Annotated in this window: 14 protein-coding genes; 2 read left to right on the top strand and 12 right to left on the bottom strand. The window is 55.5% G+C overall.

What is annotated here, in order from left to right:
• Window positions 1-771: 771 nt before the first annotated feature.
• From ACR0JA_RS14890 to ACR0JA_RS14875, 4 genes are read right to left on the bottom strand one after another with little or no spacing between them, the layout of a single operon-like run.
• On the bottom strand, window positions 772-1,599 hold the full coding sequence (locus tag ACR0JA_RS14890; protein ID WP_480576294.1) for a citryl-CoA lyase: 828 nt from the start codon (window positions 1,597-1,599) through the stop codon (window positions 772-774).
• Entirely contained in the window at window positions 1,596-2,789 is a 1,194-nt protein-coding gene (locus ACR0JA_RS14885; protein WP_480576291.1) for a CaiB/BaiF CoA transferase family protein, read from the bottom strand. Before ACR0JA_RS14885 ends, ACR0JA_RS14890 begins: the two co-directional genes overlap by 4 nt.
• Entirely contained in the window at window positions 2,773-4,806 is a 2,034-nt protein-coding gene (locus ACR0JA_RS14880) for a TRAP transporter permease (RefSeq protein WP_480576288.1), read from the bottom strand. The genes ACR0JA_RS14885 and ACR0JA_RS14880 overlap by 17 nt, the downstream gene beginning before the upstream one ends.
• 18 nt (window positions 4,807-4,824) lie before the next feature.
• Window positions 4,825-5,805, bottom strand: coding sequence for a TAXI family TRAP transporter solute-binding subunit (locus ACR0JA_RS14875; protein WP_480576286.1), 981 nt, complete (start codon window positions 5,803-5,805; stop codon window positions 4,825-4,827).
• A 103-nt stretch (window positions 5,806-5,908) separates the two neighbouring features.
• Here ACR0JA_RS14875 and ACR0JA_RS14870 point away from each other — a divergent pair, with 103 nt between their 5' ends.
• Together ACR0JA_RS14870 and ACR0JA_RS14865 are read left to right on the top strand one after the other, a co-directional pair.
• The gene (locus ACR0JA_RS14870) at window positions 5,909-6,592 is read left to right on the top strand and encodes an IclR family transcriptional regulator (RefSeq protein WP_480576283.1); all 684 of its coding nucleotides are present in this window, start codon (window positions 5,909-5,911) and stop codon (window positions 6,590-6,592) included.
• Window positions 6,558-7,532, top strand: coding sequence for an SMP-30/gluconolactonase/LRE family protein (locus tag ACR0JA_RS14865; protein ID WP_480576280.1), 975 nt, complete (start codon window positions 6,558-6,560; stop codon window positions 7,530-7,532). The genes ACR0JA_RS14870 and ACR0JA_RS14865 overlap by 35 nt, the downstream gene beginning before the upstream one ends.
• A gap of 328 nt (window positions 7,533-7,860) precedes the next feature.
• On the opposite strand, the gene ACR0JA_RS14860 is transcribed toward ACR0JA_RS14865, so the two are convergent.
• From ACR0JA_RS14860 to ACR0JA_RS14825, 8 genes are all read right to left on the bottom strand, one after another.
• On the bottom strand, window positions 7,861-8,301 hold the full coding sequence (locus ACR0JA_RS14860; protein WP_480576277.1) for a GlcG/HbpS family heme-binding protein: 441 nt from the start codon (window positions 8,299-8,301) through the stop codon (window positions 7,861-7,863).
• Entirely contained in the window at window positions 8,301-9,743 is a 1,443-nt protein-coding gene (locus ACR0JA_RS14855) for an aldehyde dehydrogenase family protein (protein WP_480576274.1), read from the bottom strand. The genes ACR0JA_RS14860 and ACR0JA_RS14855 overlap by 1 nt, the downstream gene beginning before the upstream one ends.
• A 79-nt stretch (window positions 9,744-9,822) precedes the next feature.
• Window positions 9,823-10,794 carry a C-terminal binding protein gene (locus tag ACR0JA_RS14850; RefSeq protein ID WP_480576271.1) on the bottom strand — a complete coding sequence of 324 codons (972 nt, stop codon included), beginning with the start codon at window positions 10,792-10,794 and terminating at the stop codon, window positions 9,823-9,825.
• Window positions 10,795-10,802: 8 nt separating this feature from the next.
• The gene (locus tag ACR0JA_RS14845; RefSeq protein WP_480576268.1) at window positions 10,803-11,783 is read right to left on the bottom strand and encodes a zinc-binding dehydrogenase; all 981 of its coding nucleotides are present in this window, start codon (window positions 11,781-11,783) and stop codon (window positions 10,803-10,805) included.
• A 46-nt stretch (window positions 11,784-11,829) separates the two neighbouring features.
• Window positions 11,830-12,276 carry a cupin domain-containing protein gene (locus ACR0JA_RS14840; RefSeq protein WP_480576265.1) on the bottom strand — a complete coding sequence of 149 codons (447 nt, stop codon included), beginning with the start codon at window positions 12,274-12,276 and terminating at the stop codon, window positions 11,830-11,832.
• 175 nt (window positions 12,277-12,451) lie between these two features.
• Window positions 12,452-13,540, bottom strand: coding sequence for a glycerol dehydrogenase (locus tag ACR0JA_RS14835; RefSeq protein WP_480576262.1), 1,089 nt, complete (start codon window positions 13,538-13,540; stop codon window positions 12,452-12,454).
• A complete protein-coding gene (gene gloA, locus ACR0JA_RS14830; RefSeq protein ID WP_480576259.1) occupies window positions 13,540-13,947 on the bottom strand; it encodes a lactoylglutathione lyase in 408 nt (135 codons plus the stop codon). The genes ACR0JA_RS14835 and gloA overlap by 1 nt, the downstream gene beginning before the upstream one ends.
• 206 nt (window positions 13,948-14,153) lie before the next feature.
• Window positions 14,154-14,819 (bottom strand): GntR family transcriptional regulator, encoded by a 666-nt coding sequence (locus ACR0JA_RS14825; RefSeq protein WP_480576256.1) that lies wholly within the window; start codon window positions 14,817-14,819, stop codon window positions 14,154-14,156.
• Window positions 14,820-14,933 lie beyond the last annotated feature (114 nt).

Raw genomic sequence — 14,933 nt, 5'->3', positions numbered from 1 at the left:
GCATAGACCGATCTGCCTGTGTCGGTCAGTGGGCATTCTGGCCCACGCCCAGGAGTAGACTCAACAAGGCAGCCGTAACCAAGGTAATTTTCCTGTATTGTTTTCTTCGAAGGTATCTCAGCTCAAGTGAGAAAAGATACAATTCTCACTCCTGCTCCAACGTTGGCAATGCGCACAAAACCGCCGTAGGTGCAAACGCAGCGAAATGGCGCTTTGTCCGCAGAGCGGTCATTGGAAATTTCTGTTAACGTCTGCTGCCTGCACGACGCGATAATCTCTCCTTGGGGCGGCTCGCTCAAGTCATAGATGGTCCCAAAGAAAGCCAAGAACAGCGGCTAAATAGAGGCCCACGATGACATAGCCCCTGTATCCGTAATCTGACCACTCTTGGATTGTATACGTAAAGCACTTTACTCGGCAGCTGTCAGGAGAACCCGCAAACTCACCGCCGAACAACATGAAAGTTGCGATGCCGCCGAACAAAACCAGCGTTAGCCACTTTCTATTTTGCCTAGGAATCTTGATCCGCATGCAGTTTGCCTAAAGCATCGCGATCTAAAACTCCGTGAACATGTTCACGCTTTGATGCGGGCTTCCTCAGAGACTCTCAGTGGGTGGCGAAGGTCCGCTCCGAGCCCAAAATGCCCGATGCTGCGCAGTGCTTAAATGTCTGCTTGCGAATTCTTTCTGTCAGGTTGTTATTCCGCCTTGTCACTTTTTGACAAAGATGAGGCGCTGGACGCATCTGGTAGGAACGAACCCGAAAAATCTTCATCCTGAAGAACTTATTGGGTTCGGACCAGTGTAAGTCCAGCGATAAGCTGGAGGAGTTGGGCCTTTGTTGCGACCACCCTGGTTCATTTGCTCCCATGCGTGTGCAATTACGCCAACAGACCTGGACAGACAAAACAGCCCTCTTGCCAAGGGTCCCGCAAATCCCAGTTCGGCATAAATTACGGCCGTGGCACCATCGATATTCATAGGTACTGGTTTGTGCTTGCGGGAATTGAGAGTTTTTTGAATGGATCGTCCGATCAGGGCAAAACGACCGTCAACTGTTCCCGCCAGAGCAGCCTGATCCACCAAACTTAGCAACCGCGGTGCACGTGGGTCTTCCGGTTTGTGAAATCGATGACCAAATCCCGGAACGAACTTCGTGCGTTCTGCTTGCCAACGGTCGATCATCTGTCCGGCAGCTTCCATTGGGGTTTGTCCGGCGGAAATGGCGTTATCAATCCATGAATAGAGTTCCACCGCCTGCTCACCGGCGCCGCCATGGACGTCATCCAGCATATTGACGGCTGATGCCATCGCGCCGTTCAATCCAAGACCACATGTCACCGCCATTCGAGCAGCCGCAATTGAAGGAGCCTGTGGCCCATGGTCCACCGCAGCGACCAGCGCACATTCCAATAGATCCGCCTGAGCCTTTGTGGGAAGCGCGCCCCGCGTCATAAGCCAGATCATTTGCGGGAAGGTTACATTCCCGATCAATTCTTCTATTGGAGTACCCCGAAACCTGATCTGGCCGGGTGCCATATCAATAATTTCAGTCGTCCACCAATCAGACACGTCGGAGCGGGAAGCTACATCGCTCATATTGCACCTTCTTTTTTCAACTCATCAATTTCGTTTTCAGAGAGACCAAGTTCCCCCCAAACAAGTTCATTGTGTTCCCCAAGAAGTGGCGGCGGCGTGTCAACTGCCGGTGCTTTTCCATTGAGTTTCACGCCGGTGGTCGCAACTTGAATGTCGCGTCCGACTCCCGGTGCATTTTTGAACTCATGAAGAAACCCACGATCCGCGACCTGCGGCATCTGGAGCACTTCCGGAACGGACAGGACCGCGCCCGCTGGTACGCCGATCCGGTTAAGCTCCTTGGCCCAATCCCGTGCCGGGCGGGTCACGAGCACCGCTTCAAGCTCAGTCTTCAATGCCAGCCGGTTACGCTTGCGATCCTCGCGTGAACTGTATTCCGGGCGGTCTCGCAACGCGGCTAACCCAAGATGATCAGTCAGCAACACCCATTGCTCGTCCTTGTTGGCCGCGATGTTGATTAGGCCGCTACCGGCCTGGAAGGCGCCGGAGGGGGCGGAGGTGGCGTTTTCGTTTCCGTTGGCCTTTGGGTCCACTCCGGCAATCAGATAGTTGGAAACGATCCAGCCCATGGTGGCGAGCACCGATTCAAGCATCGACACATCGATGAAAGAACCCCGTGGCCGTGCGTTAAGAGCGGAGGAGATCGCGAAGGCGGCAGTGATACCGCCCACCGTATCTGCCACAGGATAACCCACGCGCAGGGGTGCGCTTGTATCATCACCGGTGATCGACATCACCCCTGATGCACCTTGAATGATCTGGTCATAGGCTGGGCGATGCACCCAAGGTCCTTCTTGACCGAACCCGGATATCGCACAGTAGATGAGGTTCGGTTTGATGGCTTTCAAACTTTCATAGCCGACCCCAAGGCGGTTCATGACACCAGGTCGAAAGTTCTCAACCAGTACATCAGCGCTTTCCACCAGTTTTTGAAACAGTGCTTTCCCTTTGGGGCTCTTGAGATTCACCGTAACCGATTTCTTTCCCGCGTTCTGGGCTAGGAATGACACGCCCATTCCCGCAGCATTCAAGGCAGGATCAGCCCCCAGTTGCCGGGCAAGATCGCCGCGACCAGCTGCTTCCACTTTGATCACCTCTGCGCCCATATGTGCCAGATGATGACAACAAAACGGCCCGGCAAGAACATTGGTGAGGTCGAGCACACGGATGCCTTCAAGCGGTTTTGACATTTTGACCTCCCCGGTAAGCGTTGGCCGCGATAAGCAGTATCAGCAGTGTAGCGCCCAAATTGACCAACGTGCTCGGCATCAGGATGGCAACTGCCCCTGCCGCCAGTGCAACGCGTTCCGGTATTGCCAACCTTCGGAACAAATGTCCGACATGTGCCGCTGAAAGTCCGGCGATCCCCACCATCAGCATTGGCACATACATAAGCGCGTCAATCACGCCAGTGCCATCTGCCCCGATCACGATCTCAGGGTGGTACACCCAAGCAATTGGCAAAACGAACCCAACAGACGCCAACCGCAGTGCATTCAGTGCCAGCGGAATGGGGTTCTCTTTCGCAATCGCAGCGGCAGCAAAGATCGCCAGGGCCACCGGCGGAGTGATTGCAGACAGAACAGCATAATAAAAGACAAAGAGATGGGTCGACAGTTGCGAGACACCCAACTCCATGATCGCGGGCCCTGCTACAAAAATCACCATCAAATATGACGCGGCTGTGGGAAGCCCCATTCCAAGCACAATTGAGCAAAGCGCCGCCAGTACGAGTGCAGCTAAAAGATTCTGGTCGCCCAGTGCGGTAATCTCCTGATTGAGTTTGATGCCCAGGCCTGTTGACGTGATGGCCGCAATGACAATTCCGATGGCGGCGCATGACAAGAGCACCGATAGCCCGTCGCGACCGCTATCCACAGCGAGTACAAACCAGTTCTGAAAACTCAACCGGGTGTCAGGCAGGATCGTTGCCAGGACCAGAATGATGCCGCTCGAAACCAGTCCCGAGAAGGTCGCGGGAAAGCCAGAGAAGAGCATGGTGAGCAGCGAGCCGAACCCTATAATTAGAAGGGCTGCGCGGCTGATCATTTTGCGATCCCAGGTTGGGGTTTCGTCCGCCAGTGGGCTGAGGTTTAGGCGCGCCGCTTCCAAGCTGACAGTGATGGACAAGCTGAAGAGGTAGAGCAGCGCAGGGATTATGGCTGCAAACATTATGGTGACGTATGGAATACCGGTCACATCCGACATGATAAACGCACCGACACCCATCACGGGCGGCATGATTTGACCAACACATGACGCGGTGGCCTCAACGCCCCCTGCAAAGCGGCCGGAGTATCCTGCGCGGCGCATCATGGGGATGGTCAGAATGCCGGTGGAGGCCACATTGGCCGGGGCTGAGCCGTTAATTGAGCCGAACATGGCAGATGCGATGATTGCGCATTGTGCCGGGCCGGACCTCTTTCCCTTGGTCAGGATCAATGCCAGATCGTTAAAGAAGTCTCCTGCACCAGTCAGCCGCAGGGTCACGCCTAGGATGACAAAGACCAGCACGATGTCGACCACGGCACCCAATGCCACACCGAATATGCCACGATATCCATAGGAGATTTCTAGCACCCGGTTCAAAGAAAACGGGCGGTGCTCCAATATTCCGGGCATCACATGGCCGAACATGAGGTAAATGATGGCCAGCAATACAACGGCAGTGAGGAGCCAACCTTCGGCGCGATGTGCCCCGAATACGACAGCAATCGACCCTATCAGGTAGCAGGCCAGGTCCCATTGATTGGGCAGTCCCTCCCGCATGTCAGCAATGTCGTCGTATTGATCCGTGAAATAGGCGTAAGCAAACGTGGCACCTGAAATCAGGACGAGATTGAATAGTAAATCGAAGTTTGTCCGCCGTCCTTCCGCATCTTTGAACGCTGGGCGCAGGCAGAACATTGCTATGAGGCCGAGATAGAGAACCGTGCCGTATTGAACCTCTGAAGGGAACCGACCTGCCAATTGGGTATAGATGATGAATGCTGGAATGAGAGCCGAAGCTATGAGGCCAGCGCTCTCAAGCCAACGAAAATACCGGCGCTGATCAGGCCCATTCGGCAATAGAAAATTCAAGGGATTCATGGTGGCATCGGTCATGGGTTCGCCTCCGAAAGTCGATTTATTCGGGAAGAAAAATGCGCGGCCCTGAGCAGCAATCCGAAGCGCATTTTTTGAGGCCTGGCGCACCGCCGCGGGCACGCCAGGTAGGCTAGAGCTTTAGAGTAGCCCTATCTCTTCGTAGTAGCGCTGTGCACCAGGGTGTAGATCAGCGGAGATCGCTTCTAAAGCGCTTTCCAACGAGACCAGAGAAAGGCCAGCAGAGGCAGAATTCACCTTGTCGACGTTCTCCCACAGGGCCTTAGTCAGGTTGTAGACCGTGTCTTCATCAATCTCGCCCCGGACCATAACTTGATAAGGGAAGGTCCAAAAATAGGCGTCTGCTTCCGCCTCAACCCGGCCTTCATAAGCCTGTTCAATCGCAGCGGCAGGGATCTTCTGGTATATGTAGTACTCACCGTTGGAGATGGTGTCGCGGAATTGCTCAAGCGTCGCTGGATCAGGGGACACGAACCGCAGTTCCATCTGACGTGAGGCGTTGTCGATCACCGCGTTGGGAAGTGAACCCCAAACAAGAGTGGCGTCCATTGTGCCGGAGGCCATCTGCTCCATTGCCGGACCATATTTGATGGCTTGGCCATCGACCTTTCCGCCAATTCCATGAATGTCAAAGAGGGTGTTTGTGACCTTGCCTGCGTTTCCACCTGGACGACCGGTCCCAACGGTTTTTCCTTCAAGGTCTGTGAAAGAAGTGATCCCGGTGTCTGCACGAGCGACATATTGAGCCATTCCAACAGGCATCGCCAGAATGGCTTTCATATCTTTATATCCGTCTCGCAGGGCTTCAGGATCATCGGCGTATTTTCCGGTGCCACCTACAGCGTCGAGGTAATGCGGCGCGCCGACGCCAACCATGTCGATTTCACCTTGGGCAGCCTTCCTCATTCCTGAGACGGTGCCGTTTTCGACAACGGTCATAGGTATTCCGGCCTCGCGGGCGATCCCCGACCAAACGACCCCTAGTTGATAGTCATCCGATGTCGTCGAAACACCACTGAACACGATGTCTTGTGAATATGCAGTGGTTGCCGCCATCGCGAGAGCGCCAGTCAGCGTAATGGAGCGGAAAGTTCTGAACATTTTCTCCTCCTGTAATGTTCTATTGTACAGAACGCTATTGCGTTAGATAGAACGCTATGGTAAGAAGGGTTGAAAGTCAAAGAAAAGCTGGAGGGTACTAACCTTGGCGGACACAAAGGGCGTTGAAGCCGTTGATCGTGCTTTGAAAATTTTGGATTGCTTTAGTGCTGAAGCGCAGGAAATCAGTCTTGCTGAACTCTCTCGTCGCACTGAATTCTATAAGAGCACAATTCTTCGCCTGGTCGCTTCATTGGAGCGATTCGGGTATCTCGTTCGCGGAGAGACGGGGAGATACCGCCTCGGGCCGGCCACCTGGAGGTTGGGATCGTGCTACCGGCAAAGCTTCGATCTTGCCGAAGTTTTGCGACCAGAGCTGAAGACGCTTTGCGAAGCTACCAATGAAACCGCTTCCTTCTACATCCGCGAAGGCAACAGCCGAATTTGTCTATACCGGGTTGAGCCCGAAAGAGCGATCCGGCACTCGATAGTTGAGGGTAAGAGTATGCCATTGGACCGCGGTGCCAGTGGTAGAGTCCTGTTGGCGTTCTCCGACGGCGTGGGTGAGCCGCATTCTGAAGTCAAAGAGAAAGGCTACGCTGTCTCGCGTGGTGAGCGGGACCCGGAAGTCGCAGCTGTATCGGTCCCGCTCATTGCGAAATCAGGTCGTCTCGTCGGTGCTTTGTCCGTTTCTGGATTGATCACTCGATTTGGCGAGGAGCGACACGAAGCGCTGGTCTCTGCACTGAAGGAAAGTGAACAGCGCCTTTCGGAAAAAATTTCAACTTAAAGGAACCGTCATGTCGCTCTATCCATCACCAGAAATCATCGACGCAAAAGTATGGACCAGTATGCCGGATGAGTTCCGCGTTAAAGACAATTCGCCAGAGTGGGCCTCCGCCAACAAGCCCGGACGACAGATTGACAGCTTTTTGGAAGGTCCAAGTTTTGACCGTAAGGGCAATCTCTGGGTTACAGATATCCCTTATGGCCGCATCTTTAGGATAGCACCAAACGGCGAATGGACACTCGTGACCCAGTATGACGGTTGGCCAAATGGGCTCAAAATCCACAAAGATGGCCGCGTCTTTCTGGCTGATTACAAGAACGGGATCATGTGTTTCAATCCCGAAACAGGCCAAGTTGAGCCTGTCATCTGGCACCGGCATTCCGAACATTTCCGAGGCTGCAATGATCTGGTATTCGATGCTCAGGGGCGCCTTTACTTTACCGACCAAGGCCAAAGTGGAATGCATATGCCCAATGGTCGTGTATTCCGGTATGACTTTGAGGCCGAGCGCCTCGATCTATTAATTGATACCGGGCAAAGCCCCAACGGCTTGGTCCTGAATGAGCACGAGGATGTTCTATACGTGGCTATGACACGCGGTAACAGCGTGTGGCGCTTGCCGTTGATGGGTGACGGTGGCGTTTCAAAGGTAGGTGTCTTCTTGCAACTTTCAGGTGGGCTTTCCGGGCCGGACGGCATGGCTTTGGATCAGGCAGGTGGCCTTTGGGTAGCGCACGCCGGAAACGGGTGTGTCTGGGGTTTCTCAAAGACTGGTGAGCCTCAATATCGCCTGAAAAGCACCACCGGAATGACCACCACCAATCTGGCCTTTGGCGGAGATGGTAATTCCGAACTCTTCATCACCGAATCCGACACCGGAAATATTCTTAGGGTTCGCGTCGGAACTCCGGGTAGGTTGATGCACTCCCACGCAAGTTAGAAGCAAAATCAGCCATTGGCGCAACTGTGACGAAAGCACGGTTTGTCCCGCAAAGCGGGTGCTCGGCAGGTCGGATTGAATGACAGCTTCGAGCCCAAACTGACAAATGCTGCGCTTCGTCTGAAGGACCGCTATAAGGTCACAATTCAAGAGCGAAATCTACAGATGGTGTAGCAAGTGCTTCGAACTAAGAAAATGGTGCCCCGGAGGCTGATTTGCGAAGCGCTTTCCCGTGAACGCTTGATACTTGGTAGTCGCTTATTTTTAAAAGGAAGCATCGCGATAATGGCTGCGATACTATCAGAGTTCGACCCGTTTTTGTCCAAAATCAGCGACGTTGCAAGCCCGATGCGACTAAAGCCGTCTCCGCACAGTATATGTCCTGTTCGACCAAGGCGCCGGATACGCCGATGCTACCGATACACTGATCCTGAACATATATCGGAAGCCCGCCACCCCACAACATCAGGTTTTTTCGGCTTGCCGCGCCAAGCCACATGCCATCCACCCCGAGCCGGTCGCGCATCTCATCCGTCGCCCTGCGAAACGTGGCAGCGGTTTTAGCCTTGTCCGTGGCAATTCCAACAACCATGTCGCTTACTGCGTTCATCCGCAGCATGGCCAGTGGCTGACTGGCAGAATCGACAACGACGGCACAGATATTGACCCCCAGATGGCGGGCCTCGGCGATAGCGTTCCCAACCAGTTCGGCAGCAAGCTCGGTCGACAGATCGCTGCGAGTTACGACACCATTTCGCGCCTCTGGCATCACAGTTCTCCCGCGGCGGTATAGGCGGTTTTAACCATAGTGAAGAACTCCTGCGCATATCGCCCCTGTTCGCGCGATCCGACGCTCGAGGCTTTGGACCCACCGAACGGCACGTGGAAGTCCACGCCTGCAGTAGGCAAGTTGACCATGACCATTCCGGCTTGGGCATTGCGCCGGAAATGCGCTGCATGGCGGAGACTTTGCGTGCAGATACCCGCCGAAAGTCCGAATTCGGTGTCGTTTGCTAATGCCAGGGCCTCGTCATAGTCATCGACTTCGATTGCGCAGGCGACCGGGCCAAAGATTTCCTCGCGCGCTATACGCATGTTGTTGTCCGCTCCGGTGAATAGGGCGGGCGCGATGTAATAGCCCGGTGTAGCGGCGTCGATGGCCATTCCGCCACACAAAAGATTTGCACCCTCGGTCGTGCCGATGGCCACATATTCTAGGTCCTGTTGCAGCTGCGACTGGCTAACGGCCGGGCCAATTTGGGTGTCGGGGTCAAGCGCGTTGCCGACCTTCAACGCTGCGACCCGGGTCTGAACCCGTTCGACGAACTGATCGTGGATTCCCTTGGTGACGATCAGCCGCGAAGAGGCGGTGCAACGCTGCCCGGTTGAATAGAAGGAACCCTGCACAGCGCATTCGACAGCAACATCAAGCTCGGCGTCGTCAAGCACCACCAGCGGGTTTTTCCCCCCCATCTCAAGCTGGAACTTGCGCCCAAGCCGAGCCGAACTTTCGGCAACACGCGCGCCAACCCCGGTCGACCCGGTGAAGCTGAGTGCGGCGAGTTCCGGACTGTCGAGCATGGTTTGGCCGACGATGGAGCCGGGTCCCATGACCAGGTTGAAGACCCCGCGTGGCAATCCGGCGCGCTCCAGGATCGCGGCAAGCTCCCAAGCGCATCCCGGCACCAGATCGGCAGGCTTCATAACCACCGTATTGCCATATGCAAGCGCCGGCGCCAATTTCCAGGCCGGGATCGCGATGGGGAAGTTCCAGGGCGTGATCAGTCCGACGGGACCGAGCGGCTCGCGTGTCACCTCAATCCCGACACCAGGACGCACCGAGGTGATGATTTCGCCGTTTTGGCGCAGACACTCTCCGGCGAAGAAGTCAAAGATCTGCGCGGCACGGGTGGCTTCGCCTATAGCCTCCGGCAGAGATTTTCCTTCTTCACGGGCCAACAGGCGGCCAAGCTCGTCTCGGCGGGCGCGAATCTCGACCGCTGCGGCGCTCAGGATGCCGTGGCGCTGCATCAGGCCGCTGCGAGACCAGCTTGGAAAGGCCTGTACCGCTGCGGCGATTGCATCCTTGGTGTCATTCTCGGTGGCCACAGCATAGTTACCGACGATATCACGGGTATCAGAGGGGCTGATATTCTGTGAAAACGCTTCGCCCCGCCACTCTCCGTCAATAAGGTTGCAATAGTGTTCCATCGTTTTTCTTTCATGTGCTGAGACGCCTACTTGAGGGAGCCTCGGAGTTTTCTGTGTGCCAGGTCCGGTTAGGAGCGAGTTATTCGGCATTGACTTCGTTGACGGCCTCGCTTGCTGCACCGGTGCTCAGGATCTGAAATGCCTGTTCGGCGGCACCACGCTGGATGTTTTCCACCGTCGTTTCCGAATACCACCCGGTGTGATCGGAAATCACGGTGCGCGGGGCAGTAAGCAACGGCGAGGCAGTTGGTGGCTCCGCTTCAAACACGTCTATGCCAGCGCCAAATACGCGCCCTTCGCCAAGAGCTGAGGCCAACGCCGCCTCGTCCACCAAGGCACCGCGCGACGTGTTGATCAGGATGACATCAGGTTTGACCATGCGTAGGAATGCGTCATTCACCAGATGCTGGTTTTCCTCAGTGGCCGGTGCGTGCAGGCTGATCACGTTGCTTTCGCGGGCAATGGTCTCAAGCTCGACAAGCTCAACATCCGGACCCGCAGTCTCGGCTGTGAGAAACGGGTCGAATGCGAGGATTCTGGTAACTCCAAACCCCCTGAACCTCTGGGCAACGGCGCGCGCGATGCGGCCATATCCGATAAAACCCGCAACTGACCCGGCGATGCGACTGATCGGCTCCGCCTGCCCAACCTGCCAGGCGCCCTCCCGGATGTCGGCGTCACGCTTCACTATACGGCGGCGGACGGCAAGAAAAAGCGCCAGTGCATGATCGGCCACCTCAACTTCGGCGCCATAATTGGGCACCCGCGCCACGATGATGTTCCGGGCACTTGCGGCTTCGAGGTCAATAGTATCCGTCCCAACGCCATAGCGGACGATCCCCTTTGTTAGAGTCATCGCGTTGATGACGTCTGCATCGAGTACCGAGTCGCGGACAAACAGAAGTTCTGCGTCTCCCACCGCGTCAATGAGCTTAGTCCGATCCTCACCCCATTCGATGGTTTCGACGGTCACCCCAAGCGGTGCCAGCAACTCGGATTCAACTCGGTGGTTGGCATAACCGGGCGATATGATCTTAGCTTTTTTTGACACGCGCTTTCTCAAATTATCACAACGGCCTTGCCGTCAAATTTCCGACGCCGCAATTGTGCCAGAGTCTCGGGCACGTCTTGCAGCGTGGTTCTCATCTCAATCATTGGATCAAGCTTGCCCTTAGCCAGCCACTTCAACAGTTGATCACCCATCAATGAAAAGTCCTGCTGGGTTCTCAAGTCGCCCGCAGCATAAGCTCCCCCCAGCGCGACTTCGTGCAGCGATGCCCCGTATGTGTAGGCCGGGGTTTGTGACAGGTCGGGCAATGGCGCAATGGTCGCAAGTTGCCCGTTATAACGCAGCAGGTCCAGCGACCGGCGTGCATCTCCAGGGTTCACCACTTCCAGCATTGCGTCGGCACCTTCACCGCCATTATGCCGCCGCACCTCATCAGCAAGCGCTTCGCTCCGATAGTCCAGTACTACATCGGCACCCAAGACCTCCGCGCGGGCCGCCTTGTCAGGCCGAGCAAGCGCGATGACGCGCGCCCCAAGGTTTTTCGCGATCTGGACTGCAAATCCACCGACTCCACCTGACGCGCCCTGTATGACAATTACTTGCCCCGTTTGCAGACCAATCTTTCGCACAAGTGCCTGATAGGCGGTCAATCCTGCGCACGGCAATGCTGCTGCGGCCTCAAAACTCACTCCGTCAGGAATGCGGCTGAGAACATGGGCGACGGTTATAGCATACTCGGCAAAAACGCCCTGCCGGTTAAGATCGCCGTGCCAGACGACACGATCGCCAATATTCCATCCGGTAATCCCATCACCGACTGCATCTATCTCACCGGCTCCGTCCAGACCGGCCACATGTGGTTGTGTCCACCACGGAGCAACACCCGCACACAGCTTCCAGTCAACGGGATTGAGCGAGGCCGCCCGCATTCTGACCCGCACTTCGCCCGGTTGGGGATCGGGGCGCGGCGCCTCTGTCAACGTGGTTGTCGAAAGATCATCAACCGGTTTCGAACATATCACAGCACGCATTGCCATCTCCTTGGAAGTGGGCTCCGCAACCGGAGCCCACGATGAATTATTCTTTTGTGGGGAACTGTTCGAAGCCAATGAAATCAAATGGCTGATCACCATTGTCCCAGTAATGCATAGTACCTTCACGAAACACGATGATATCATCTGGCTTATAGTTGATCTCTGATGTCACCTCATCGTCGGGCCCGACATTAACCAGCTTTCCCGAGCCGCCAATCACATAAAGCACATAAACGTTCGGCCCGTCATGCACGGCAATATGGCCGCCGGGGTCAACATGGCCGCGATGCACACGCAGCGCAGTCCCCGCAGTCACATACTTGGTAACATAGGAAAACCCGACATGCGGTTCCGGTACGTCGCCAAGGGCGGGATCGTCTTTCTGGATAACGATCGGCTTGTCACCCATTGCGTCTTCGACAACATAAACTTCGGCCGTCGCTGGCAACGCGAACCCAGTAAGGCAAAGCAGTGCAAAAAGTTTCTTCATTGTTTCCTCCAAGGTCCCTGTTGGTTTTTTCCACGCCCTGGACCGACAGGCGTATTCTGTTTGAGCGTTAAGTCGGCGCGGCAGCGCTCACTCAGGGCAATTGCTGAACCGCAGTGGGACATGCCGCCGGCAATCACTATGCGATTGAGCGCACAACGCGTTTGTTCCCGGCTCTTCATTGGTCGCGTCCCGTCATTGTCTTTCCGATTGTGTCGGCCCGACGGATCGCCGCCTCAACCATGGGCCGATCGACCGGAAAGGGCTCGTTGTGAATGATTTCGCCCGCCTGCGTTGCCCTTCGGGCAATTACGGGTATGGCGCTATCGGCATCGGAAATGCCCAACGCTTCGAGCGTAAGCGGAAGACCAACCAAGCTGTTGAACCAGGCGATTTCCGCGATTTCTGAATCCGAAGCATCCCGCAATGCCAGCTCAACAAGAACACCGAACGCCACCTTCTCCCCATGCAGGGCGCCATGTGTCTCAGGCAATTCGGCAAGCCCGTGATGAATGGCATGCGCCCCGGCCACGCCGCCAGATTCAAACCCGATGCCGGACAGCAGGATGTTGGCCTCGAGCACTGCCTCGAAAGCCTCACCAGGGTTACCGGATTTCGTCTCTTCAAGCGCAATGGCCCCATGGCCAAGAATCGTATCGCGGCACAGTTCGGCCACGCCCATCGCAAGTCGTGTCTGTTGTCCACCACACAGATTTCCAGCTCCGGATCTTTTGCAGGCGACCGCCTCGTAATAGGTTGCCAACGCATCTCCCATGCCAGCCGCAAAGAATCGTGCCGGCGCAGCGGCAATCACCGCGCTATCTACCAGCACAAGCTGCGGGTTGGACCGCACGAACTGGTCAGAAACGACCCGCCCTTCGTCATCATAGATTACCGCCAATGCCGAACTGGGAGCATCCGATGCTGCGATGGTCGGGACCGAGACGAATGGCAGACCCAGATCATCGGCAGCAGCTCGGCCGAGATCTATGACTTTTCCACCACCCAGGGCAGCGACAGCATCTGCTCCGGTCTTTCCCGCTTCGGCGACCACTCCTGCAATTGCTTCCATGGTGCAATGCGGCGGCGTCGGCGACACGATCAACTCTGCCCCGTCACCACCAAGCTGGCCGGCAATGCCATCGGGCAGCGTTTTGTCCGCAAGACAAAGAACCTTTTGCGCAAAGGGTGCGCATTCGGTGCCCAGCCTCCCAAGCGCCCCTGGGCCCTGTACATAGCGGGCAGGAAAGACAGCGGTACGAAACATCAGGCGTTGTCGTTCCAGTCGGGCTGAACAAGTTCGACAAGATAGCCGTCGGGATCCTTGATGAAGGCGATTTCAGTCCTGCCATGCTTCATCGGGCCGGGCTCGCGGACGATTTCGGCTCCGCCTGCACGAAGGGTTTCGGCGGTGGCGTAGATATCGTCGGTTTCTAGCGCGATATGGCCGTAGCCGTTACCCAGATCGTAAGCCTCGTGACCGTAATTGTATGTCAACTCCAGAACCGTGGTCACGGGTTCAGGCCCGTAGCCGACAAAGGCAAGGGTGAATTCCCCTTCAGGGAAATCTAGCTCTTTGATGAGATTCATCCCCAAAAGCCCAGTGTAAAATTTCTTCGATTTTTCAAGGTCCTGCACACGCAGCATTGTGTGCATTATGCGTAGTTTCGGCATTTTAGGTTTCTCCTATGTATAATTTTGGCCGACGTGTTCTGCGCGAAGGCACCCGGCTGGTTGAGTTATCGGACATGTTTGCGAAGGTGGCTTTCCGGTCGGTTACATAGCGTTTCTTTTCTGCGACCAAGGGCTGCACTTCCCTCATATTTTTGACATGTAACATGTCTGTTTGAATTCATCAGTTTTGCAAAAAAGCACATGCGTCAGTTCCCGAAGCTTGAGTAGTAAAGTTTGGTGTTTTCGGTGTGCCGACGAGTCAATTCCAAAAGCAAGTCGGTGTCCTTTGCCAGCACCGCATCACGCATCTCCTTGTGCTCGGCAAGGGACGCCTCGTTGTGGGAATGATGCTGGGAAAACCGGTATCTCAATGCTGCAAACCGTCCATCTACCAGGCGAACATAGGTGCGTTCCAATAATGGGGACTGCGAAATGGCGAGGAGGTCCAGGTGCAACTGGGAATCTAGTTTTCGATAGCTGTCCAGTGAACGAGTGGCCATGACCTCTTCCATCTTTGAAACGGTCGAGGAAAACGCCTGTGCCAATGCCGGTTGGTCGCGCTGCATGGCAAGCCGAGATGCTTCCAATTCTAAAGCCAAGCGCAATTCGCATAGGGCCCTAAGCTCGTCGGCATCCAGCTTAAACACGTAGGTGCCTGATTGCGGACGGATCTCAATCAGCCCCTCCAGTTCAAGGCGGATGTAGGCTGCGCGGATCGGCGCTTTGGTGACACCATAAAGGTCGGACAACGAGCTTTCCGAAATCTTCTCACCCAGCTCGAACCGATTCTGAATGATGTCAGATCGTAGTCTGTCCAGTACAATTTCGGACATACTTTTGGGTTTGATGATTTTTTCACCTGATGCCGCCATAGTTTTCTTACTCCTCCTTCCCGAGTTAATGGCTCGTAAACCCGCTTTCGCAAATCGTCAAACAGCTTGGTCCGGAGTCCGCGCGGTGCTTATTGAGTATTGCCATAAGCGTGG

It is taken from the genome of Ruegeria sp. AM4 (genome assembly GCF_056540665.1).
The sequence above is the reverse complement of the archived record's forward strand: the minus strand, read 5'-3'. Positions and strand labels throughout refer to the sequence as shown.

Bases quoted from the DNA above. Each gene is read 5' to 3' on its own strand.
- ACR0JA_RS14885 (WP_480576291.1), bottom strand. From the start codon at position 2,789: ATGTCAAAACCGCTTGAAGGCATCCGTGTGCTCGACCTCACCAATGTT.
- ACR0JA_RS14835 (WP_480576262.1), bottom strand. From the start codon at position 13,540: ATGTTTCGTACCGCTGTCTTTCCTGCCCGCTATGTACAGGGCCCAGGG.
- gloA (WP_480576259.1), bottom strand. From the start codon at position 13,947: ATGCCGAAACTACGCATAATGCACACAATGCTGCGTGTGCAGGACCTT.
- ACR0JA_RS14875 (WP_480576286.1), bottom strand. From the start codon at position 5,805: ATGTTCAGAACTTTCCGCTCCATTACGCTGACTGGCGCTCTCGCGATG.
- ACR0JA_RS14840 (WP_480576265.1), bottom strand. From the start codon at position 12,276: ATGAAGAAACTTTTTGCACTGCTTTGCCTTACTGGGTTCGCGTTGCCA.
- ACR0JA_RS14825 (WP_480576256.1), bottom strand. From the start codon at position 14,819: ATGGCGGCATCAGGTGAAAAAATCATCAAACCCAAAAGTATGTCCGAA.
- ACR0JA_RS14845 (WP_480576268.1), bottom strand. From the start codon at position 11,783: ATGCGTGCTGTGATATGTTCGAAACCGGTTGATGATCTTTCGACAACC.
- ACR0JA_RS14855 (WP_480576274.1), bottom strand. From the start codon at position 9,743: ATGGAACACTATTGCAACCTTATTGACGGAGAGTGGCGGGGCGAAGCG.
- ACR0JA_RS14890 (WP_480576294.1), bottom strand. From the start codon at position 1,599: ATGAGCGATGTAGCTTCCCGCTCCGACGTGTCTGATTGGTGGACGACT.
- ACR0JA_RS14860 (WP_480576277.1), bottom strand. From the start codon at position 8,301: ATGCCAGAGGCGCGAAATGGTGTCGTAACTCGCAGCGATCTGTCGACC.